Consider the following 21,169-nt stretch of genomic DNA (forward strand, 5'->3'; position numbering starts at 1 on the left):
TCCGGTCTTCTTTAGAGCGCCTCGGCGCCCGAAATGATTTCGATCAGTTCGTTGGTGATGACAGCCTGACGCGAGCGGTTGTACTCGATGGTCAGTTGGTCGATCATATCACCCGCGTTCCGTGTGGCGTTGTCCATCGCCGACATGCGCGCGCCCTGTTCGGAGGCGGCATTCTCGAGCAAGGCCGAGAAGATCTGCGTCGCGACACCGCGCGGCAACAGGTCGGTGAGGATTGCCTCTTCGTCAGGTTCGTAGTCGTAGAGCGTGCTTTCGCCCGCATCGTCCGACCCTTCGCTTTCGTAGGCGGCGGGGATGATCTGCTGTGCTGTCGGCACCTGGGCGATGACGGACTGGAACGAGGCGTAAAAGATTGTCGCCACGTCAAATTCGCCCGCGTCAAAGCGGCCTAGGACGTCGCGCGCGATGTCCTGAGCATTGTTGTAGCCAAGGCGTTTGACCTCCCCGAGGTCAACGTGACCCACAAAGTACTTCGAGTACTCGCGCTTGAGCTGCTCACGACCCTTCTTGCCGACAGTCAAAATCTTGACGGTCTTGCCTTCGGCCAAAAGCTTTTCGGCGCGGGTCTTTGCCAGCTTCACGATATTCGTGTTGAAACCGCCGCAGAGGCCGCGTTCCGAGGTCATGACCACCAGAAGCTGCACATCGTCCTTGCCGGTCCCCGCCAAAAGGCGGGGAGCTGCATCACTGTCACCGACCGACGCGGCCAACGACGCCATCACACCATTGAAGCGTTCCGCGTAAGGGCGGGCCGCTTCGGCCGCTTCCTGTGCCCGCCGCAGTTTTGCGGCAGCCACCATCTGCATGGCCTTGGTGATCTTGCGGGTCGATTTGACCGACGCGATCCTGTTCTTGAGATCCTTCAGGTTGGGCATCAGAGAGTCCCCTTACGAGAAGTCGGCGGCAAATTCGTCAAGCACCGCCTTCATCTTTTCAACCGGCTCACCCTTCTTGAACTTGGGATCTTCGGTCTCGATCCAGTCCAAGAAGTCAGCCTTCTTGCCGCGCAGGAACGCCAGCAGACCGGTTTCGAAGCGACCCACCTGCGACACCGGAACCTTGTCCAGGTAACCGTTGGTGCCCGCGAAAATGATGCAGACGATTTCTGCGTTGGTCAGCGGCGAATACTGCGGCTGCTTCATCAGCTCTGTCAGACGGGCACCACGGGCCAGCAGCTGCTGGGTGGCGGCGTCAAGGTCAGAACCGAACTGGGCAAAGGCCGCCATTTCGCGGTACTGCGCCAGCGACAGTTTCACCGGACCGGCAACCGACGACATGGCGTCGGTCTGGGCGGACGAACCAACGCGCGACACCGACAGACCGGTGTTCACGGCAGGGCGGATACCCTGATAGAACAGTTCGGTTTCGAGGAAGATCTGGCCGTCGGTGATCGAGATCACGTTGGTCGGAATAAACGCCGAAACGTCACCACCCTGGGTTTCGATGATCGGCAGAGCGGTCAGCGACCCTGCACCGTTGTCTTCATTCAGCTTGGCCGAACGTTCCAGCAGGCGCGAGTGGAGGTAGAAAACGTCGCCGGGGTACGCTTCGCGGCCGGGCGGGCGGCGCAGCAGCAGCGACATCTGGCGGTAGGACACGGCCTGCTTGGACAGGTCATCGTAGATGATCAGCGCGTGCTTGCCGTTGTCGCGGAAGAACTCGGCCATTGCGGTTGCGGCGTAGGGCGCCAGGAACTGCATCGGCGCCGGGTCGGACGCGGTAGCGGCCACGACGATCGAATAATCAATCGCGCCTGTTTCTTCGAGCTTTTTCACCAGCTGGGCAACGGTCGAACGCTTCTGACCGATGGCCACATAGATGCAGTACAGCTTTTTGCTGTCATCATCGCCGGCGGCGTCGTTGTAGGTCTTTTGGTTCAGGATCGCATCCAGAGCAACGGCGGTTTTACCGGTCTGACGGTCACCAATGATCAGCTCGCGCTGGCCACGGCCAATCGGGATCATCGCGTCAACGGCTTTGAGGCCGGTTGCCATCGGTTCGTGAACCGATTTACGCGGGATGATGCCCGGTGCCTTTTGGTCGGCGATGCGACGCTCGGTTGCCTCAATCGGGCCCTTGCCGTCCAGCGGGTTGCCCAGACCGTCCACAACGCGACCCAGCAGACCGTTGCCCGCAGGCACGTCCACGATCGAGTTGGTGCGCTTGACGGTGTCACCTTCTTTGATGTCACGGTCAGAGCCGAAGATCACGATACCGACGTTGTCGGTTTCGAGGTTCAGCGCCATGCCCATGATGCCACCCGGGAACTCGACCATTTCGCCGGCCTGGATGTTGTCGAGGCCGTGGACACGGGCGATACCGTCACCAACCGAGAGCACGCGACCGATCTCGGCAACTTCGGCATCTTGGCCGAAGTTCTTGATCTGGTCCTTCAGGATCGCAGAAATCTCTGCAGCTTGGATACCCATTTATCCGACCTCTTTCATTGCATTCTGGAGGGAGTTGAGCTTCGAGCGGATCGAAGTGTCGATCATCTTCGAGCCCACCTTGACGACAAGACCGCCGATGAGGCTTTCATCGACGGTCGCATTGATTTTAACGTCCTTGCCGACATTGGCGCTGAGAGTCTTCGCCAACTGGGCGGTCTGAGCGTCTGTCAGCGCGGTGGCCGAGGTCACCTCGGCGGTCACTTCACCCTTTTCTGTCGCGATCATCTCGCGCAGGCGGGTTACCATCTGCGGCACCACAAACAGACGACGCTTGGACGCCATCAGGCGCAGCGCGTTGTTCAAGGCGGGCATCAGGCCCATCTTGTCCGCAATCGAACCGATCGCCGCGCCCTGGGCGTCACGCGAATACACGGGGTTCACCAGAAGGTCCCGCAGGTCGGCGCTGTCGTTGAGAGCGGCAGAAAGATCATCCAGATTGGCTTCGAGAGTGGGAAGCTCACCGGCCTCCTTCACAATCCCGAAGACGGCGGTGGCATAGCGCTCTGCGATGCCGGAGGAAATCGATGCTGAGTCAGACACGTCCACCCTTCCGTTAGTATGCCGACACAACGCGCGCCCCGTCCCGGGGCGGCGTCTGGCGGCGTTTCCATACCTTGACCTACGTCAAAGCAATCAAATCGACGCGGATGTAGCAGAGCCACCCCCACCTCGCAACATACTTAGAAAAGATAAACTCTTGCGCTAAACCTAATGTTTTCAAAGCGTTGACGAAAATCACCCGCTTGGTGCGACCTTTCGTGCCCTGTCAACATGCCCAGAAGACACGATTTTTGCTGCGAATGCACGATTCCCGAGCAGAATCCGACTCTCTGACACACAATCGACAGATGCGGCCGGGGACGGTGGGCGAGGCGATGTTGCCGCAGGCAACGAGCGCCGATCCGGCAGCCCAATCACACCGGTTTCGCCTTTCCGGCGGGGGCCAGCACCTCGAGCGGGTTCAGCACCTTTGCCGCCTTTCCCACTTTGCGTCGCGAAGGCGGGTGCCGCTTGGACGCCTCGACCAGCATCACGCCGCCAGCCGTCACCGGCACCGCCCGGCCGACCTTTTCCCAGATCGGCCCTGTCTTCATCCAGAATCGCCGCGTCGACGGAGGTTGATACAGAACCGAGACATGCGCCTCGGGGACAAAGTCATGCCGCTTGAGCTGCGTTTCTAACTGGCCCAGCGAATAGGGCCGCCCATAACCGAATGGTGTGTGATCCGCCCGCGCCCAGATGCCCGAACGGTTGGGCAGGATGAACAACGCCCTGCCACCCGGACCCAGCACGCGATACGCCTCGTCCAGCAGGTCAGAAGGCCGCTCGGAGGTTTCCAGCCCGTGCATCAGGATCAGCCGGTCGACATGGCCGGTTTCCAGCGGCCAGAGTGTCTCTTCGCTCAGAACAGACACATTCGCCATGCCCGCTGGCCAGGGCATGACGCCCTGTGGCGACGGCATCAGCGCCAGAACGCGCCGCGAGTCCTTGAGATAGGGCCGCAAAAGCGGCACGGCAAAGCCATAGCCAACCACGGTCTGCCCCTTGGCCTCGGGCCAGAACCTGCACACCTGAGCGCGCAGGATCTTTTGCGCAGCACGCCCAAGCGCACTGCGATAGTAGAAATCCCGCAACACCTGCACATCCAGATGCATTGAACCCCCCCGCGCGATGCGCCACTCTGGTCGCCGACCATCCTGACAAAGCCGCGAAGGAAAGACCATGCCCCTCGACATCGTGACCGTACCCTGCCTGTCGGACAATTATGCCTATCTCGTCCACGGCCCCGACGGCACCGCGCTGATCGACGCCCCCGAAGCGGGTCCGATCATCGACGCGTTGGAGGCGCGCGGCTGGACTTTGGGGGTGATCATGCTGACACATCACCACCACGACCATGTGGGTGGCGTGGCTGAGTTGCGCGAAAAGTATGGCTGTATGGTCATGGGCCCCAAAGCAGAGGCAGCCAAACTGCCGAAACTGGACATGGCGCTGGACCCCGGATTTTCCGGCGGCACCGGCGAGGGGCTCTGCGAGGTGATCTCCGTGCCGGGTCACACGCTGGGTCATGTCGCCTACCACTATCCGCAGGCAAAGGCCGTGTTCACCGCCGACAGCTTGATGGCGCTGGGATGTGGCCGCATCTTCGAAGGCACACCGGAAATGATGTGGGAAAGTCTGGAAAAACTGGCCTCTTTGCCACCGGAAACCGTGGTATACTCGGGCCATGAATACACATCGTCCAACGCCGCCTTTGCCCTGACTATTGAACCGCAGAACGAAGCACTTATCTCTCGTGCAGCCGAGATCGACGCCGCCCGCGCGATGGGGCGGCCGACCGCGCAGGTCCCGCTTTCAGTAGAACTTGATACGAACCCGTTTCTCCGCGCGCCCTTGGATAGCGTCAAAAAGGCCGTCGGACTGCCCGGCGGAACTGACGCCGAAGTCTTTGCCGAGGTGCGCAAACGCAAGGACAATTTCTGATCACGCTCGCGGCAGGTTTCGGTCCCTTGTCCAAAAGTGATGCAGGAATCCTGAGAAAAAACTTGAAGGTTGGCCGCAATCGACCAAACTTTAACACTATGAGGCAATGCTGGTCCGAACCAACGGATCCGCGCAGACAAGAGGAGCACGCCCGTGCCTTCATTCTCGAACACCCTTGAGCAGGCAATTCACTCGGCTCTGGCGCTCGCGAACTCGCGCAGCCACGAATTCGCCACGCTCGAACACCTACTTCTTGCGCTGGTCGATGAGCCCGATGCCTCTCGCGTAATGAAAGCCTGTTCTGTCGATACGGAGGAGTTGCGCACCACGCTCGTCGAATTTATCGACGACGATCTGTCCAACCTCGTCACCGATATCGAGGGATCAGAGGCGGTGCCGACAGCCGCGTTCCAGCGCGTGATTCAGCGCGCCGCGATCCATGTGCAATCCTCCGGTCGCACAGAGGTGACAGGCGCCAACGTGCTGGTCGCCATCTTTGCCGAACGCGAATCCAACGCCGCCTACTTCCTGCAAGAGCAGGACATGACGCGCTATGACGCAGTGAACTTTATCGCGCACGGCGTTGCCAAGAACCCCGCCTACGGAGAGGCGCGCCCGGTTCAAGGTGCGACCGACGGCGAAGAAGAGGCCGTGCAGGCCGAATCGACCGCCGCAGGGGCCGACAAGGAATCGGCACTGGGCAAGTATTGCGTGGATCTGAACGCCAAGGCGCAGGCGGGAGACGTTGACCCGCTGATTGGCCGCGATTCCGAGGTAGAGCGTTGCATTCAGGTATTGTGCCGCCGCCGTAAGAACAACCCGCTGCTGGTGGGCGACCCCGGCGTGGGCAAAACGGCCATCGCCGAGGGGCTGGCGCGCAAGATCATCTCTGGCGAAGTGCCCGAGGTTCTGGCCAATGCCACTATCTACTCGCTCGACATGGGTGCCTTGCTCGCGGGTACGCGCTATCGCGGCGACTTTGAGGAACGGCTAAAGGCCGTGGTGACGGAGCTTGAAGAGCATCCCGATGGTGTGCTGTTCATCGACGAAATCCACACCGTGATCGGTGCCGGTGCCACCTCTGGCGGCGCGATGGATGCGTCCAACCTGCTAAAGCCCGCACTTCAGGGCGGCAAGCTACGCACGATGGGCTCGACCACTTACAAGGAGTTCCGCCAGCATTTCGAAAAGGACCGCGCGCTCAGCCGCCGGTTCCAGAAAATCGACGTGAACGAACCCTCGGTCGAGGATACCGTGAAGATCCTCAAGGGGCTGAAACCCTATTTTGAGGATCACCACAGCGTCAAATACACCGCCGACGCGATCAAAACCGCCGTGGAGCTGTCGGCGCGCTACATCAATGACCGCAAGCTGCCAGATAAGGCCATCGACGTCATTGATGAGGCCGGTGCCGCACAGCATCTGGTCGCCGCCTCCAAACGTCGCAAATCCATCGGCACGAAAGAGATTGAGGACGTGGTCGCCAAGATCGCCCGCATCCCTCCGAAGAACGTGTCCAAGGACGATGCAGAGGTGCTCAAGGATCTCGAAAAATCGCTCAAGCGGGTGGTGTTCGGCCAGGATGCGGCCATCACGGCGCTGTCTTCGGCGATCAAACTGGCCCGCGCGGGCCTGCGCGAACCGGAAAAGCCCATTGGCAACTATCTGTTTGCGGGCCCCACAGGCGTCGGCAAGACCGAAGTCGCCAAGCAGTTGGCGGACCAGTTGGGTGTGGAACTGCTGCGGTTTGATATGTCCGAGTACATGGAGAAACACGCGGTCAGCCGCCTGATCGGTGCCCCTCCGGGCTATGTCGGATTTGATCAAGGCGGCCAGTTGACCGACGGCGTCGATCAACACCCGCACTGTGTGCTGTTGCTGGATGAGATCGAAAAGGCGCATCCGGATGTGTTCAACATCCTGTTGCAGGTCATGGATCACGGCACGCTGACCGATCACAACGGCCGGGCAGTGGATTTCCGCAATGTGATCCTGATCATGACCTCGAACGCAGGCGCGCAGGAAATGTCGAAGGCCGCCATCGGCTTTGGCCGTGATCGTCGCGAGGGCGAGGATACCGCCGCGATCGAACGGACATTCACGCCGGAATTCCGCAACCGTTTGGACGCGGTGATCAGCTTCCGTCCGTTGCCTAAGGACACTATCCTGCAGGTTGTCGAAAAGTTCGTTCTGCAGCTTGAGGCGCAGTTGATGGATCGCAATGTGACCATCGAACTGACCAAACCCGCCGCCGAATGGCTGGCCGACAAAGGGTATGACGACAAGATGGGTGCGCGCCCACTGGGCCGTGTGATCCAAGAATACATCAAAAAGCCGCTGGCCGAAGAATTGCTCTTTGGTCAACTGGCCAAAGGTGGTGTCGTCAAGGTTTCGGTCCGCGATGGTGAGTTGTTCCTTGACCTGAGCGGCCCCGACAAGCCGCGTCTGGGATCGAAAAAACCGCCACTTCTGACGGCGGAATGACCCGGCCGCGTGCCGCATTTGCGACCGCGATGGCCTTGATTTCCTCCGCTCCGATCGCCGGGGCGGAGGAGTTTCGTCTTGTGGTGCCGCTGGACTGTACTCTGGGTGAGACCTGTTTCATTGAAGATTACGTTGACAACGACCCGGCCGAGGGCCGTCAACGTGATTTTTCCTGCGGGATCAACTCTCGCGATGCGCACAAGGGCACGGATTTCGCTCTGCTGGATTATGACGCGGTCAAGACTGGCGTATCGGTTCTGGCCGCAGCCCCTGGGATCATCAAACGCACCCGGGATGAGATGCCCGATGATCGGATGATGCGCGGCGTGACGGCGCAAAATGCCTGTGGCAACGCGGTGCTGATCGATCACGAGGGCGGCTGGCAAACCCTGTACTGCCATTTACGGCTGGGGTCTGTCTCTGTCGCTCCCGGCGATTTGGTGCAGTCCGGCGATCCACTGGGATTGGTGGGTCTGTCGGGCCAGACAAACCACCCGCATGTGCATATAACCGTGATGCGCGACGGCAAGGTTGTCGATCCTTTCCGCCCCCACGCCACGGGCACGTGCGGCGATCCGGTCCAAACACTCTGGACAGAGCCCCCCGCCTACACCCGGACCGGGCTGGTCACTGCCGGATTTTCCAACAGCGTGCCCACGCTCAAATCCGTGGCGGACGGAACTGCCCGCCGCGCGACCCTGACCCCCGATCAACCCATCGTTTTGTATGGCCATGCCGGGTATCCCCAACCGGGTGACGTGTTGACCCTGTCGGCCGACGGACCTGCGGGAACAAAGGTGTTTCGCGAAGAAATCACTCTGGACGCCGACCAAGTTAGCCAAATGCGCGCCTATGGACGCAAGGCATCGAAAGCAGGCTGGCCCACGGGGGAATATATAGGCCGGGCAAGGCTGACGCGTGACGGCATGGTCATCGCACATCGATTTGCCCATGTGACCGTGGAAGACTAGCGCAGTCAGCGCTCTGTCAGTTTCAATTCAATCCGCCGGTTGCGGGCCCAGGCCTCTGGCGTGTCCGCCGGATCTACAGGCTGGAATTCGCCAAACCCATTCGCCGCCAACCGCTGTGGCGGGATGCCATAATTGTCAATCATGTCGCGCACCACGGAAAGCGCGCGCGCTTGGCTGAGTTCCCAATTGTCGGAAAACTCACCGCCCGGCCTGATCTGGCGGTTATCGGTGTGGCCATCGACGCGGATCACCCAGTCGATGCCATTGGGAATCTCGTCAGCGATGTCCAGCAGGATGTCGGCGACTTCCTCTATCTCTCCACGTCCCGCAGCGGAAAGATCAGCCGATCCGACCTCGAACAGAACCTCTGATGAGAAGACAAAACGGTCACCTTCGATCCGAATGCCATCGCGGTCACCGATCACCGCGCGCAGCTTGCCAAAAAACTCTGACCGGTACGCTTCGAGGTCTTTCTTTTCTGCTTCCAACCGTTCCGCGCGCTCTTGTTCCAGCTTGCGCATGGCCTCTTCTGCAAGTCGGCGGCGACGTTCTTCGGCCGCCACCCGTGCGATGGCTGCGTTCAACTCGGAACCGAGGTTTTGCAAACGCACCTCCGACGCGGCATCCTTGGCTTTGGAATCATCCAGCAACGCCTGCAATTCCCGCAACTGACGGCGCAGCTCCGAGACGTTCTGGTTGAGTGCCTCAACCTGCAACTCCGCCCGAGTCGCGCGTTCTTCGGTCTGGCCCAGCTTTTCACGCGCCTGATTGAGCAGGATTTGCCGCTCTTCTGCCGCGTCCAGCCTTTCGTCCAGTTTGGCATCTGCCGCCTCTTGCGCCGCCAGAGCCGAGGCCAGCCGGTCGCGCGTTTCTTCAACCGATGCCTCTGCGGCAAGGCGAGCGGCCAACGCGGCGGCCAGTTTTTCCTCAAGCGATCGATTGTCGTCGGTCTGTTCCAGGGCGCGCGCTTCTGCCTCGGCCAACTGTTGGCGCAGGTCTGCAATCAGCCCATCACGTTGGGCGTCGCGGGCCCGTAGTGCTTGCAACTCGGCGGCAATTCGGTCGATTTGGCCTTTCAACAGGCCGATTTCGGCATCGCGTTCGGCACTGCGTCCATCCGCGTTGGACAACTTGCGTGTCAGTTCGGCGTTTTCCGAGTCCAGTGTGATGATCCGCGACATACCTTGCGCTGCCCTACGCTGGGCGGCTTCCAAACGGGTGCTCAATTGCGCCAGATCGCCGCGTAGCGTTTCCAGTTCTGCCGTCTCGGCGGTGCGATCCTCTGCCCGTGCCTCGGCCTGTGCCAATTCCTGTTGCAGGCGGGCCATCTGGGCATCGCGTTCGACTGCGCGAGCGCGGGCCGCATCCAGTTCGGCCGAAAGGCGCGCATTGGTAGCACCCAAAGCCATGACCGCCGACTCCTGCTGTGCCGCTGCACCACCCAACCGTGCCAACCGGGCAGACAAATCGGCGTTTTCGCTTTGCAGTCGATCAATGCGGTCACCGCGATCCTCGACCCGTTTCAAGGCCGCATCCAGCTGTGTCTCGATCTGGGCAATCTGGCCGCGCATCGTCTCGATCACATCGGTGCGCTCTGTTTCGCGTGTGCGGGCCTGAGCAAGCTGCCCGCTCAGCGCATCAACTTCATCACCCAAAGAGGCCACAACACCCTGCGCCTCTCCAATCTCATTTCGGGCAAGGGACAGCGCGACATCCAGCCGGTCACGTTCGGACCGCAGTTCGGTCAGGGCGGCAGCGCGGTCCTCTGCCCTGCCCTCTGCCGCCGATAGGTCTGACACCAGCGCCAGATTGCGGGCGCGCAGCGCCTCCAGTTCTGTCTTGAGCGCGTCAGCCTCAGCCAGACGGGCCAGCGCCTGCGCCAGTTGCGCAGACAGATCGGTCAACCGCGAGGCACGCGCCGTTGCCTCTGCCTGTGCATCTTTCAGGCCGCGTTCCGCCAGTGCGCGCGCGGCCTCTTCGCGGGCAAGCGCCTGTTCCACATCGCGTTGCGCGGCGCGTGACGTCGTCAGGTCATCGCGCAAGGCCGCCAAGCGGCTATCGGTCTGCGCGCCCTGCGCACGCGCATCGGCCAGCGTTTCTTCAAGTTCGGAAATCCGCGCCAGTGACACGTCGATCCGGTTTTGCAGCACGCGGGCTTCAGCCTCATCCTCGGCCAGGACTGTGGCCAGTTCCTGATTGATCCGCGCTTCCGCCTGACGCGCATCGGACAAGGACGCCTCTAGCTGGGTGATCCGCGCCGCTGCATCGTCGAGACGCGCCTTTAGCGCCTGTGCCGTCAGCGATGTTTCGTCCTGCAGATCGGCCAGTTGTGCCAACAGCCGCGTCTGGGCGCGACGGGCATCAGCCAATTGCGCCTCCAGCGCGTCGATGCGCGCCTGAAGGCCATCGCCCTGTTGACGGCCAGCCAATAGCGCCGCCGCCAGACGGGCGTTCAGATCCTTCTCTGCCTCACGCGATGCCGCCAGAAGCGTCAGGGTTTCTTCGGCCCGGGCACGTTCCTGTTCCAGCGCCATAGTCATCGCCGTCAGTTCGGCGTCCGCCTCTTCCAACCGTTTGCGCAGGGCCACAGCCGCCTCGGATTCGGCCAGCCGCGCGGCTTCTTCCTCGGTCAGGTCAGCCTCAAGCTCTGTCAGTTCGGCGGTCAGCGCGCCAATCCGTGCGTCTCGGTCCGCGTTGCGCGCGCGCAGGTCAGTGATCAGCGCCTCCAGCGCCTCACGCCGCGCGGCGGCCAGTTTGGCGGCCTCGGCCTGATCGTCGATCTCGCTCCGGGCGCTGGTCAGGGCGGCGGTCAGCGCATCGCGTTCTTCGGTCAGGTCATCTCGCGCCGCCAACAGAGCGTTACGCTCTTCGGCCAGCGCATCACGCGCGGCGGTTACATCGCGGACCTCTGCCTGCGCCGCATCCCGCTCTAGCAGCAGCGCAGCGACCCGATCCTCAAACGTCTCAATCTGTGCTGCGGCAGCCATCAGTTGATCCGCCTGCCGGTCCCGGGTGGCGGTCAGGCTGTTGATGATACTGTCCTGTTCCGCCAACCGCAGATCGCGGTCCGACAGGGTTGAACTCAGCTGGCCAACCTCATTCTCCAGCCGGGTGGATTTGGTCCGCTCAACTCCCAATGCCCGCGCCAAGGCGCTAATCTCTGAATTCAGTGTATCCAGTTCGGATTCCTGCCCGGTGATCGTCTCGTTCAGGACAAACTGCATGACCATGAAAATCGACAGGACAAAGGTCAGCACCAGCAAAAGGCCGGTCATCGCATCGACAAAACCCGGCCAGATTGAGGCCTGAAAGCGCGCGCCGGTGCGTCGCGACAGCGCCATGGATCACCCGTCCCCGCGCGGCCGAACGCTGCGCGTCACACCAAGAGACCGCGACAGGGTCGCCAGATCGGTCCGCAGTTCTGCCATGCTTTCCTGTCGGCCGGCACTGATTTCCTCAAGGATGCGCAGCATCTGCACGTCGATGGACCGCAGACGCATACGGCTTTCGGCATCCAGCCCCTCATCCGTTTCCTTTTCGCGGATCGCCTGCGCCAGAAGTTCCTGGCCTTCGGCAATGCGCGCCAGAGAGCTCGCCGACGGGGCGGTCGCCTCGATCCGTTCGGTCATACGTTCGACGCTATCCGCCAGTTGCGCCAGCCGGGCGTCCACCTCTGACCGGCCCTGTTCGGATTCGACAAACAGGTGTTGCAGGCGCTCCATCTGTTCGGCCATCTGGTCCAGCACCAGACCTGCAGCCCCCAGATCCGGCCCCTCACTGTCAGAGGAAAAGCCTAGCCGCGTGATCGAGGACAGCCATTCCTCAAGCTCGCGGTAAAACCGGTTCTGGCCGTGGCCTGCGAACAGTTCCAGCAGTCCAACAATCAGCGAACAGGCAAGCCCCAGCAGCGAACTGGCAAAGGCCACGCCCATGCCGCCCAACTGCCCCTCTAGCCCAGACATCAGACGGGCAAAGGAATCGGTCCCAGTTTCGCCCTCTTGCGGCGCAAGGCTCTGGATGGTTTCGACCAGCGCGGGCACCACTGTCGCCAGCCCGTAAAAGGTGCCCAGCAGGCCGAGGAAGATCAGCAGAGAGACGATGTAGCGCGTAATCTCACGCGCCTCGTCAATCCGCTGCGCCACGGAATCAAGGATCGACCGGGTCGAGTTGGTCGTGATCTGCATCCGCTTGTCGCGACGGCGCAACAGCGCGGCCAACGGGGCCAACAGGCGCGGTGGCACAGCGCGCCCCCCCTGATCGCCCCGCGTGGTGAACCGTTCGATCCAGCGAACCGAAACCATCAACTGCGCCACCTGCCAGAAGCAGGCCAGCACGCCGACGACAAAGACAAACAGGATGAACCCGTTCAGGTAGGGGTTGGATTGAAACACCGGCAAAACGCGCGGCAACGCCAAAAAGCCGCCGAACCCCGACAGGCCCAGCACCGCCAGCATGAGGATCACCTGACGGAACGGTTGTGTGAATTGTGGCTCGGCCTCGGGGTCGGGCTGATCCATTGGACACCTGACGCTTGTTCTCTTGCGCTACATCTAAGCGTTTAGCGCTGCAGAGCCAAGAAGTTATGAACAATTCCCGCAGGATCGGGGAAAAAACGGCGCTTTGCGCAACAGTTACCCTTCGTCCCGGAACACCGCGGCGACAAAGCGCGCATACAGGGCGATCTGCCGCGGCAGCACCTCTTTCTCGCGCACAGTCTTGGACAGGATGATCGCACCGTCCACCAGAACCACCAACATGTCCGCCATCGCCTCCAAATCGACCGAGTGCCGGGGAGGATGGATATTTGCGATTGCGGTCAGCCGGGCGTGAAAACGGGTCCGCCAATTCAGCAGGTTCTGCTGCGCCAGATCGTGAACCGTCTGCGTGAACAGGCGCTCCTGAAAACAAGTGGCGGCAATCAGGCACCCGGGATGGACATCCGGCAGCGCCGCCATCTGGTCCTGCAACAGCCGAAGAAAGACCAGAAACTGCGCCAGCGGTTCTGTCGTCTCCTTCGCCGCGCAGGCAAACAGATCGTCCAGCCAGACCTCCTCGGCAATCAGGTGACGCTCCAGAATGGCCTCGACCAGCGCGCTCTTGTCCTTGAAGTGGTAAAAGAAACCGCCCTTGGTGATGCCCACCTCGGCGATCAATTCCTCGATCGAGGTGGCGGCAAGACCCTTGTCCAGTATGGCCACTTCGGCAACGGTCAGCAGACGATCGCGGGTCGTCGCCGTGCTGCGTGGCTTGATAAAGGCCATGTCCGCTCCCTTTGTAGTCAGCTTACCGCAAGATGGCACGCAGATCACTGTACCGATGGTGCAGTGTACCATGAGTCCACTGGCACAGGCGTCATCCGGCCTACACAGTGGTCCAAAAGGATGCGCACCATGCCCCCGGTCTTTGCCCCACATCCCGACGGCCTGCCTTGGTTCACCGAAGGCGGCACGGAAACGGAACTGATGTTCCGCCATGGATTTGAGTTCGACCACTTCTGTGCCTTCACCCTGCTGGACAATCCCAAGGCCATGCAGGTGGCAAACGACATGTACCGCCGCCTGCTGGACCAGATCGCCATCGCAGGCGGATGCGCGTTACTGGGAGGGCTGGACTATCGCGCCAGTGCCGACTGGGGCGCTTTGGTGGGATATTCCGATGCCGCGCTTGAAGATATCCAGCTGCGAAACATCGCGTTCCTGCGTGAGCTCAGTGCACCTTACGCGGATCAGATCCCCGAAATTCGCATCGCGGGCATCCTCGGCCCACGCGGCGACGCCTACGCACTCAACCGGACACTCACGGAAGATGAGGCCGGAGCCTACCACACACAGCAGATCGCCATCTGTGCGCGCGCCGGAGTCGATCTGATCTGGGCCGCCACGATCAACAACGTGCCAGAGGCGGTGGGGATTTCACGCGCCGCAGCCCAAGCGGGAATCCCTGTCAACGTGTCCTTTACCCTAACCGCAGACCACCGCCTGCACGCAGGTCCCAGCCTCGCCGAAGCCGTGACCGCAACCGACGCCGCCTGCGGCTCCAATGCCCGCCCAGACAGTTTTGGCATCAACTGCTCGCACCCGCTGGAATTCGAGCCGGCACTGGAATCGGGCGATTGGCAAAGCCGCCTGCGCAGCTTCCGCCCCAATGCGGCGGCCATGAACAAAATCGCCCTGTGCAGCCTCAACCACCTCGAAGAGGGCGACCCCGAAGACCTCGGCCGACAGATGGGCGCACTTGCCCGCCGATTTCCGCAAGCTGACATTTGGGGCGGCTGCTGTGGCAGCTGGGACAAACACCTCGCCCAGATCGCCCCCGCAGTCATGGCCGCGCGCCGCCAACAGGTATAACCCGTGCCCCGGCTTCTTTTGTCCTAAAATATCCCGGGGTGAATTGGCCGTCAGGCCAAGAGGGGCAGCGCCCCTCCTCCCGGCTCGACCAATTGCCTCAGTCCTCGCCGGTCAGCGCCTTCACCTCACGCACCAGCCAATGCAGGTCCGGATCTGGCACGCCGATCTCATCCAGATGCGCAGCGGTGTTGAACAAGTATTCGGTGTTTGGACCGCGCCCGCCATGCGCCCGAGCAATGATCCGCGCCTGTTCTTCCAGCGGCAGGTGGCAATACTGCACATGATGCGGGTCAATTACATACGACACCGCCTCCACCTGCCGTCCGTCGGTCAGCGCCAGGTCCAGACGCTTTTCCAGATAGGCCGACGAGATCAGCTCTCGTTCGCGCAGGTATGCCAGCGTCTCATCTTCAGTGCCCGGCGCCGCGCGCAGCGCCAGCCCGTCACAACTGGCGCCGTCCTGTTCGTCCAGCGCCAGAACAAGGCCGGGCGTTTCCTCTGTCCCGCGATGATGGATCGAATACATGCAAAAACTGCGCGCATAGCCATGCAGCCGTCCCTGTACGCGTTCCGCCACCGGAAAGCCCGGGTTCCACAAAAGAGAGGCATATCCAAACACCCAAAGCGTCATCAAACTGGTCCTTCTCGTTGGTGGCCTGTAAACACGATCAAGTGCAGCAGGAAAAGGGGCAGAGCCCATGAATCGCTTGATCTTTGCGGTGGCGGCGGCGCTTCTGATTGGCTGGTCCGGGTTCTGGTTCATGTCCTCCTGGACCTTGAAACGCGACATCTCGGAATGGTTTGATGCGCGTCGGGCCGAAGGCTGGCAGGCAGACTATACGGACCTGACTGTGCGCGGCTTTCCCAGTCGGCTCGACGCCACGCTGACAGAGGTGCGGCTGAACGATCCGGTCCGAGGCGTGGGTTGGGAAGCCCCGTTTTTCCAGATCCTCGGGCTGACCTACCGGCCCGGGCATCTAATCCTTGTCTGGCCCGATACGCAGGGGCTGACCCTGCCCTCTGGCCCGGTTGCCATCGACAGTACGGGATTGCGCGCCTCAGTGGTCCACACCTCTGACGGGCGCATTTTGCGCAGCAACCTAGAGGCAGAGGTGCTCAATATCGACGGTGCACAGACGACTCTGGCCTTTGCCGGGCTGCGCGCTGCGTTGACCGACGTTGCGGGCGCGCCCAACCTCTACCGGGTTGGCCTGACGGCCGAGGCTTTGGCCGGCCCTGACGTCCCGATGATGCCCGGAACCGCCCGCGCGGATGCGCTGCAACTGCAGGCTGAGCTGACATTTGACGGTGCATGGACTGTCGATGCCCCTTCCGGCCCGCGCCCACAACCGCAACGGATCGACCTGCGACAAGCCGACTACCGATTTGAAGGGCTGGAATTAAACCTTGCCGGTCGCGTGGATGCCGACCCGCAGGGGCGTGCCACGGGCAAGATGACGGTGCGTGCCGTCAATTGGCGCGACATGCTGGACCGCGCGCGTGACGCTGGGCAATTGCCTAGTGGCCTGATCGACACTTTGGAAAATGCCCTTTCGCTGGCCGCCGGTTTCAATGGCAACGCCAACACGCTGGACCTATCGCTGGATTTCAACGAGGGCCGCGTGTCCTTTGGCATGATCCCATTGGGAAAGGCACCGAACCTGCGCATACCCTAAGCACGCGCCCCCCTTGCGCATCCGCGCCAACGGGCCGACAGTCTGCACATGACTGACACGCTTTTTGCGCGCATCGACGCCGCCCGCGACGATTTGATCGCGCTCACCCAGGACCTTGTCCGCGTGCCGACGCTGAACCCGCCGGGCGCGCTGTATCATGATATCTGCGCATATCTGGAGCGCAGGCTGGCCGCCTCAGGGTTTGATTGCCAAATGATCCGCGCGACAGGTGCGCCCGGCGACAGCGACCGTTATCCCCGTTGGAACGTCATCGCCCGCCGCGACGGCACCCGGTCCGGCGAATGTGTGCATTTCAACTCTCATATTGACGTGGTCGAAGTCGGGCGCGGCTGGACGTATGACCCGTTTGCAGCGGTTCTGGAGGGCGACCGGATCTATGGCCGCGGCACCTGCGATATGAAAGGCGGCTTGGCTGCATCGATCATCGCCGCCGAATGTTTCATCGCCGAACATCCGGACTATGCGGGCGCAATCGAGATTTCCGGAACCGCGGACGAGGAAACCGGCGGCTATGGCGGCGTCGCGCATCTGGCACATCTTGGCTATTTTTCACCCGACCGGGTGCAGCACGTCATCATCCCCGAACCGCTGAACAAGGACCGCATCTGCCTTGGCCATCGCGGCGCGTGGTGGGCCGAGATCGAGACCAAGGGAGAGATCGCCCATGGATCGATGCCTTTCCTTGGCGATTGCGCCGTGCGCCACATGGGGGCGGTGATGCGCGCCTTTGAGGATCGTTTATTCCCGTCGCTGACAACCCGCGAAACCGCAATGCCCGTTACGCCAGAGGCCGCGCGCCAATCCACGCTCAACATCAATTCGATCCACGGCGGAGAGGCGGAACTGGAGGATTTCACCGGCCTGCCCGCGCCCAATGTGCCGGACAGTTGCCGCATGGTGATTGACCGGCGGTTCCTTGTCGAAGAGGCCTATGACGAGGTCCGCGGAGAGGTGATCGCCATGCTGGACGACCTCAAGGCCAATCGCCCCCGGTTCGACTACACCATCCGCGACATCAACCGCATCGATCCCTCGATGACCTCGCAAGAGGCCCCGGTGGTCACAACGGTAGCGGCAGCGATCCAAGATGTGTTCGGCAGGGAGCCCGCCTATATCGCCTCCCCCGGCTCTTACGATCAGAAACACATCGACCGCATCGGGCGGCTAAAAAACTGCATCGCCTACGGGCCGGGCGTGCTGGAACTGGCGCATAAACCCGATGAATGGGTGGGCGTGACGGATATGCTCGACAGCGCCAAGGTCATGGCCCGCAGTCTGGAAACACTGCTGTTGCCAGAGGCGTGACGCCAATGGGACGGGGGGCGGGGCGTCTTTCGGCAAAGCCGAAACAGCGTCCGCCCCCGTCACACCCCTATATTGTCGATCAATCGCACCCCGGCCAACCACGCCGCCACCAACAGCCGCGCGGGCCGATCCGGTCGCTCTAACAGCGACAGATCCTCATTGGCCCGCAAGTCCAGATACTCGACCTTGGTGAACCCCGCCGCTGTTAACCGTTCCTCGGCCTTGGGGCGCAGGTCTGACGCCGCCTGCCCAGTGCGCAACCCCTCTGCCATGTCTTCCAGCGCCTCGTGCAGCGCCGCCGCCCGCCCCCGCGACCTATCCGACAACAACAGGTTCCGTGACGACATGGCCAGCCCGTCAATCTCTCGGATGGTCGGACAGCCGACAATCTCACAGGGGATGTTCAGATCTGCCACCAACCGCCGCACCACCTGCACCTGCTGCCAGTCCTTCTCGCCAAAGAAAGCTTGGTCCGCCGATGTCTGCAACAGCAGCTTGGTCACGACCGTGGCCACCCCGTCGAAATGTCCGGGCCGGTGCGCGCCGCACAGCACGTCCGTCAGACCCATGACAGACACACCCGTCGCGAACCCCTGCGGATACATCTCATCCCCATCGGGCACAAAGATCGCATCGACGGCAAAGCGCGCCAGTTTAGCCGCGTCGTCGTGTTCGGTGCGCGGATAGTTCTCGTAATCTTCGGGGCTGTTGAACTGCTTGGGGTTCACAAAGATCGTCACGATCACCCGGTCGCATCGCTCTTTCGCTGCCGCCACAAGGCTCAGGTGTCCGTCGTGCAGCGCGCCCATCGTGGGCACCGCCCCAACCGTCTCACCAGCGCGATGCCACGCGGTGGTCATCGCGCGCAACTCGGCGACCGAGCGTACGATAGGGGCGATCATGCCTTGGCGTCCGGCACAGCATCACCAAAGACGTGCTCCGGCCCCGGAAAGCGCCGTGCATGGACGTCTTCGGCATAGGCGGCAATCGCCGCCTCGCCATCTGCGCCCAAGGTGGCATAGCGTTTGACGAACTTGGCCTTGAAGGCCGTGAATAGCCCCAACATGTCGTCGACGACCAGAATTTGCCCGTCGCAGCCGGCGCTGGCGCCGATGCCAATCGTAGGGATCGACACCTCTGCCGTCACCGCATCTGCCAAGGTCGCCGGTACCTTTTCCAGCACCACGGCAAAGGCCCCAGCCTTGGCCACCGCCATAGCATCCGCCATCAGCGCCTCACCCGCATCCCCGCGCCCCTGCACCTTGTAGCCGCCCAGCGTGTTGATCGACTGCGGTGTCAGGCCAATGTGCGCCATAACCGGCACGCCGCGTTTCACCAAAAAGGCGATAGTCGACGCCATCTCGACCCCACCCTCCAGTTTGACCGCGCCGGCCCCTGTCTCGGCCATGAGCCGCGCTGCGTTGCGAAACGCCTGTTGCGGGCTTTCTTCATAAGACCCAAACGGCATGTCGATCACCATCATGGCAGACTGCAACCCGCGCGCTACCGCCTGTCCGTGCAGGATCATCATCTCCATCGTCACGCCCAGCGTCGACGGCAACCCGTGCAGCACCATCCCGACACTGTCCCCCACCAAGACAAAGTCGCAATGCGCGTCCATCATCTGCGCCATCGGCGTCGTATAGGCGGTCAGACTGACCAGCGGCGCGCCCCCTTTGCGGGCGCGGATATCATCCGGCATCGGCGCCCTTTTCTTTGCCGTCGCGCTCATGGTCTCATCCTCCCCCAAAATGCCGCCGCGCAAGGTCCGGAGGCTCCGCCACCACAGTGCGCAACAAAATTGCGCACCGCCCTACCATTTGCCGCGCCGCAGAACCAGAGCCCTTTTGCAGGCCGCGCTTGATCGCACGCCCCCAAAAGCGCAACACTCATTTCAAAGAAACAGGGAGTTCCGACATGATCCTTCGCCTGACCCTTGCTGCCGCGCTTTTCAGCGGCACGGCTGCATTCGCGCAGCAAACTGATCTGACCCTTGCCATTCAGCTAGAGCCGCCGCACCTGGACCCGACCTCGGCCGCCGCCGGGGCCATCGACAGCGTGCTGTATTCCAACGTCTTCGAGGGTCTGACCCGCTTTACAGAGACCGGCGCCGTTGTCCCCGGTCTTGCGCGCGAATGGGAGATTTCCGAGGACGGGCTGACCTATACCTTTCACCTCGCCGAAGGTGTCACCTTTCACGATGGCACGACCTTCGACGCCGAAGACGTGAAATTCAGCCTTGATCGCGCCCGTGCCGTTGACAGCACCAATGCGCAAAAGGCGCTGTATTCCGGCATTGTCGAGGTTGCCGTCATCGACCCGATGACCGTGCAACTGACGCTGGACGCCCCCGATGGCAACCTGCTGTTCAGCCTTGCATGGGGTGACGCGGTGATCGTGGCCCCCGAGAGTGTCGAGGGGATCAAGCAGACCCCCATCGGCACCGGTCCGTTCAAGTTCGACGAATGGCGGCAAGGCGACAGCATCACGCTGGTGCAAAACGCCGACTACTGGGGAGAGGCACCTTATCTGTCCAAGGCAACGTTCAAGTTCATTTCGGACCCCACGGCGGCCTTTGCCGCGATGATGGCGCAGGACGTCGATGCGTTTTCCGGCTTTCCCGCGCCGGAAAATCTGCCCCAGTTCGAGGCCGACCCACGCTTCACCGTTATCAAAGGGTCGTCCGAGGGCGAGACTATCCTTGCGATGAACAACAAACAGCCGCCCTTCGACAACCCGATGGTCAGAGAGGCCCTGTCCCACGCCATCGACCGGCAGGCGATCATCGACGGCGCGATGTTCGGCTTGGGCACGCCCATCGGCACTCATTTCGCACCGCACAACCCCGACTACGTCGATCTGACGGGCCTGTCGGTCCATGATCCTGACCGCGCGCGCATGCTGTTGGTGGATGCGGGCTATGCCGAAGGGTTCACCACCACCCTGAAACTGCCGCCGCCCTCCTACGCCCGCCGCGGGGGAGAGATCATCGCCTCACAACTGCGCAACGTCGGGATCGAGACGGAGATCACCAATCTGGAATGGGCGCAATGGCTGGAAGAAGTATTTCGCGGCAAGGATTTCGGCCTGACCATCGTCAGCCATACCGAACCTTTCGACATCGGCATCTACGCGCGGCCCGATTACTACTTTCAGTATGACAACCCAGAGTTTCAGGCCCTGATGAAGCTGCTGAACGCCACCACGGACCCCGCTGCGCGCAGCGACATGTTAGCCGAGGCGCAGACGATCATCGCACAGGATTACGTCAACGCGTACCTGTTCCAACTAGCCTTTCCCACCGTTGCGGATGCCCGGCTCCAAGGGCTGTGGCCGAACCAGCCGACGCAGGCGAATGACCTGACAAAGGTGCGTTGGGTAGAGTGAATGAGTGGCGCGCCGTGTCTGCGGAC

Annotated in this window: 17 protein-coding genes and 1 pseudogene; 7 read left to right on the top strand and 11 right to left on the bottom strand. The window is 61.9% G+C overall.

Annotation, left to right across the window (positions count from 1 at the left end; genetic code table 11):
• Nucleotides 1-11: 11 nt before the first annotated feature.
• From ANTHELSMS3_RS02500 to ANTHELSMS3_RS02515, 4 genes are all read right to left on the bottom strand, one after another.
• Nucleotides 12-893, bottom strand: a complete 882-nt coding sequence (locus ANTHELSMS3_RS02500) for a F0F1 ATP synthase subunit gamma (protein WP_094033497.1) — start codon at nt 891-893, stop codon at nt 12-14.
• Between the two features lie 12 nt (nt 894-905).
• Nucleotides 906-2,447 carry a F0F1 ATP synthase subunit alpha gene (atpA, locus tag ANTHELSMS3_RS02505; protein WP_094033498.1) on the bottom strand — a complete coding sequence of 514 codons (1,542 nt, stop codon included), beginning with the start codon at nt 2,445-2,447 and terminating at the stop codon, nt 906-908.
• Nucleotides 2,448-3,014: a F0F1 ATP synthase subunit delta gene (locus tag ANTHELSMS3_RS02510; protein WP_094033499.1), complete on the bottom strand. Its 567-nt coding sequence runs from the start codon at nt 3,012-3,014 to the stop codon at nt 2,448-2,450.
• Nucleotides 3,015-3,382: 368 nt separating this feature from the next.
• Nucleotides 3,383-4,123, bottom strand: a complete 741-nt coding sequence (locus ANTHELSMS3_RS02515; protein WP_094033500.1) for a class I SAM-dependent methyltransferase — start codon at nt 4,121-4,123, stop codon at nt 3,383-3,385.
• A gap of 67 nt (nt 4,124-4,190) precedes the next feature.
• Here ANTHELSMS3_RS02515 and gloB point away from each other — a divergent pair, with 67 nt between their 5' ends.
• The 3 genes from gloB (at nt 4,191) to ANTHELSMS3_RS02530 (ending at nt 8,407) form a co-directional block, all read left to right on the top strand.
• Entirely contained in the window at nt 4,191-4,952 is a 762-nt protein-coding gene (gene gloB, locus ANTHELSMS3_RS02520; protein ID WP_094033501.1) for a hydroxyacylglutathione hydrolase, read from the top strand.
• A 153-nt stretch (nt 4,953-5,105) separates the two neighbouring features.
• The gene (clpA, locus tag ANTHELSMS3_RS02525; RefSeq protein ID WP_094033502.1) at nt 5,106-7,436 is read left to right on the top strand and encodes an ATP-dependent Clp protease ATP-binding subunit ClpA; all 2,331 of its coding nucleotides are present in this window, start codon (nt 5,106-5,108) and stop codon (nt 7,434-7,436) included.
• A complete protein-coding gene (locus ANTHELSMS3_RS02530; protein WP_094033503.1) occupies nt 7,433-8,407 on the top strand; it encodes a M23 family metallopeptidase in 975 nt (324 codons plus the stop codon). The genes clpA and ANTHELSMS3_RS02530 overlap by 4 nt, the downstream gene beginning before the upstream one ends.
• 5 nt (nt 8,408-8,412) lie before the next feature.
• On the opposite strand, the gene ANTHELSMS3_RS26590 is transcribed toward ANTHELSMS3_RS02530, so the two are convergent.
• From ANTHELSMS3_RS26590 to ANTHELSMS3_RS02545, 4 genes and pseudogenes are all read right to left on the bottom strand, one after another.
• A complete protein-coding gene (locus tag ANTHELSMS3_RS26590) occupies nt 8,413-10,557 on the bottom strand; it encodes a peptidoglycan -binding protein (protein WP_439098670.1) in 2,145 nt (714 codons plus the stop codon).
• Between the two features lie 279 nt (nt 10,558-10,836).
• Nucleotides 10,837-11,748: pseudogene (locus ANTHELSMS3_RS26595) on the bottom strand (peptidoglycan -binding protein); the annotation flags it as partial.
• 3 nt (nt 11,749-11,751) lie between these two features.
• Complete coding sequence (locus ANTHELSMS3_RS02540) at nt 11,752-12,924, bottom strand: biopolymer transporter ExbB (protein WP_094033505.1); 1,173 nt, start codon at nt 12,922-12,924, stop codon at nt 11,752-11,754.
• A gap of 114 nt (nt 12,925-13,038) precedes the next feature.
• Nucleotides 13,039-13,668 carry a TetR/AcrR family transcriptional regulator gene (locus ANTHELSMS3_RS02545; RefSeq protein WP_094033506.1) on the bottom strand — a complete coding sequence of 210 codons (630 nt, stop codon included), beginning with the start codon at nt 13,666-13,668 and terminating at the stop codon, nt 13,039-13,041.
• A 129-nt stretch (nt 13,669-13,797) separates the two neighbouring features.
• Here ANTHELSMS3_RS02545 and ANTHELSMS3_RS02550 point away from each other — a divergent pair, with 129 nt between their 5' ends.
• Nucleotides 13,798-14,754: a homocysteine S-methyltransferase family protein gene (locus tag ANTHELSMS3_RS02550; protein ID WP_094036884.1), complete on the top strand. Its 957-nt coding sequence runs from the start codon at nt 13,798-13,800 to the stop codon at nt 14,752-14,754.
• A gap of 97 nt (nt 14,755-14,851) precedes the next feature.
• On the opposite strand, the gene ANTHELSMS3_RS02555 is transcribed toward ANTHELSMS3_RS02550, so the two are convergent.
• Nucleotides 14,852-15,385, bottom strand: a complete 534-nt coding sequence (locus ANTHELSMS3_RS02555; protein ID WP_094033507.1) for a gamma-glutamylcyclotransferase — start codon at nt 15,383-15,385, stop codon at nt 14,852-14,854.
• 67 nt (nt 15,386-15,452) lie between these two features.
• Here ANTHELSMS3_RS02555 and ANTHELSMS3_RS02560 point away from each other — a divergent pair, with 67 nt between their 5' ends.
• Both ANTHELSMS3_RS02560 and ANTHELSMS3_RS02565 read left to right on the top strand, forming a co-directional pair.
• Nucleotides 15,453-16,430 carry a DUF2125 domain-containing protein gene (locus tag ANTHELSMS3_RS02560; RefSeq protein ID WP_094033508.1) on the top strand — a complete coding sequence of 326 codons (978 nt, stop codon included), beginning with the start codon at nt 15,453-15,455 and terminating at the stop codon, nt 16,428-16,430.
• A gap of 48 nt (nt 16,431-16,478) precedes the next feature.
• Entirely contained in the window at nt 16,479-17,756 is a 1,278-nt protein-coding gene (locus ANTHELSMS3_RS02565; protein WP_094033509.1) for an acetylornithine deacetylase/succinyl-diaminopimelate desuccinylase family protein, read from the top strand.
• A gap of 59 nt (nt 17,757-17,815) precedes the next feature.
• On the opposite strand, the gene panC is transcribed toward ANTHELSMS3_RS02565, so the two are convergent.
• Nucleotides 17,816-18,658: a pantoate--beta-alanine ligase gene (gene panC / locus ANTHELSMS3_RS02570; protein ID WP_094033510.1), complete on the bottom strand. Its 843-nt coding sequence runs from the start codon at nt 18,656-18,658 to the stop codon at nt 17,816-17,818.
• Nucleotides 18,655-19,488 carry a 3-methyl-2-oxobutanoate hydroxymethyltransferase gene (panB, locus tag ANTHELSMS3_RS02575; RefSeq protein WP_094036885.1) on the bottom strand — a complete coding sequence of 278 codons (834 nt, stop codon included), beginning with the start codon at nt 19,486-19,488 and terminating at the stop codon, nt 18,655-18,657. The genes panC and panB overlap by 4 nt, the downstream gene beginning before the upstream one ends.
• A 185-nt stretch (nt 19,489-19,673) precedes the next feature.
• On the opposite strand from panB, the gene ANTHELSMS3_RS02580 reads away from it, so the two are divergent.
• Nucleotides 19,674-21,143 carry an ABC transporter substrate-binding protein gene (locus tag ANTHELSMS3_RS02580; RefSeq protein ID WP_094033511.1) on the top strand — a complete coding sequence of 490 codons (1,470 nt, stop codon included), beginning with the start codon at nt 19,674-19,676 and terminating at the stop codon, nt 21,141-21,143.
• The last annotated feature ends 26 nt before the right edge of the window (nt 21,144-21,169 follow it).

It is taken from the genome of Antarctobacter heliothermus (assembly GCF_002237555.1).
Lineage (GTDB): Bacteria > Pseudomonadota > Alphaproteobacteria > Rhodobacterales > Rhodobacteraceae > Antarctobacter > Antarctobacter heliothermus_B.

Bases quoted from the DNA above. Each gene is read 5' to 3' on its own strand.
- ANTHELSMS3_RS02500 (WP_094033497.1), bottom strand. From the start codon at position 893: ATGCCCAACCTGAAGGATCTCAAGAACAGGATCGCGTCGGTCAAATCG.
- atpA (WP_094033498.1), bottom strand. From the start codon at position 2,447: ATGGGTATCCAAGCTGCAGAGATTTCTGCGATCCTGAAGGACCAGATC.
- ANTHELSMS3_RS02515 (WP_094033500.1), bottom strand. From the start codon at position 4,123: ATGCATCTGGATGTGCAGGTGTTGCGGGATTTCTACTATCGCAGTGCG.
- gloB (WP_094033501.1), top strand. From the start codon at position 4,191: ATGCCCCTCGACATCGTGACCGTACCCTGCCTGTCGGACAATTATGCC.
- ANTHELSMS3_RS02530 (WP_094033503.1), top strand. From the start codon at position 7,433: ATGACCCGGCCGCGTGCCGCATTTGCGACCGCGATGGCCTTGATTTCC.
- ANTHELSMS3_RS02540 (WP_094033505.1), bottom strand. From the start codon at position 12,924: ATGGATCAGCCCGACCCCGAGGCCGAGCCACAATTCACACAACCGTTC.
- ANTHELSMS3_RS02545 (WP_094033506.1), bottom strand. From the start codon at position 13,668: ATGGCCTTTATCAAGCCACGCAGCACGGCGACGACCCGCGATCGTCTG.
- ANTHELSMS3_RS02550 (WP_094036884.1), top strand. From the start codon at position 13,798: ATGCCCCCGGTCTTTGCCCCACATCCCGACGGCCTGCCTTGGTTCACC.
- ANTHELSMS3_RS02555 (WP_094033507.1), bottom strand. From the start codon at position 15,385: ATGACGCTTTGGGTGTTTGGATATGCCTCTCTTTTGTGGAACCCGGGC.
- ANTHELSMS3_RS02560 (WP_094033508.1), top strand. From the start codon at position 15,453: ATGAATCGCTTGATCTTTGCGGTGGCGGCGGCGCTTCTGATTGGCTGG.
- ANTHELSMS3_RS02565 (WP_094033509.1), top strand. From the start codon at position 16,479: ATGACTGACACGCTTTTTGCGCGCATCGACGCCGCCCGCGACGATTTG.
- panC (WP_094033510.1), bottom strand. From the start codon at position 18,658: ATGATCGCCCCTATCGTACGCTCGGTCGCCGAGTTGCGCGCGATGACC.
- panB (WP_094036885.1), bottom strand. From the start codon at position 19,488: ATGAGCGCGACGGCAAAGAAAAGGGCGCCGATGCCGGATGATATCCGC.
- ANTHELSMS3_RS02580 (WP_094033511.1), top strand. From the start codon at position 19,674: ATGATCCTTCGCCTGACCCTTGCTGCCGCGCTTTTCAGCGGCACGGCT.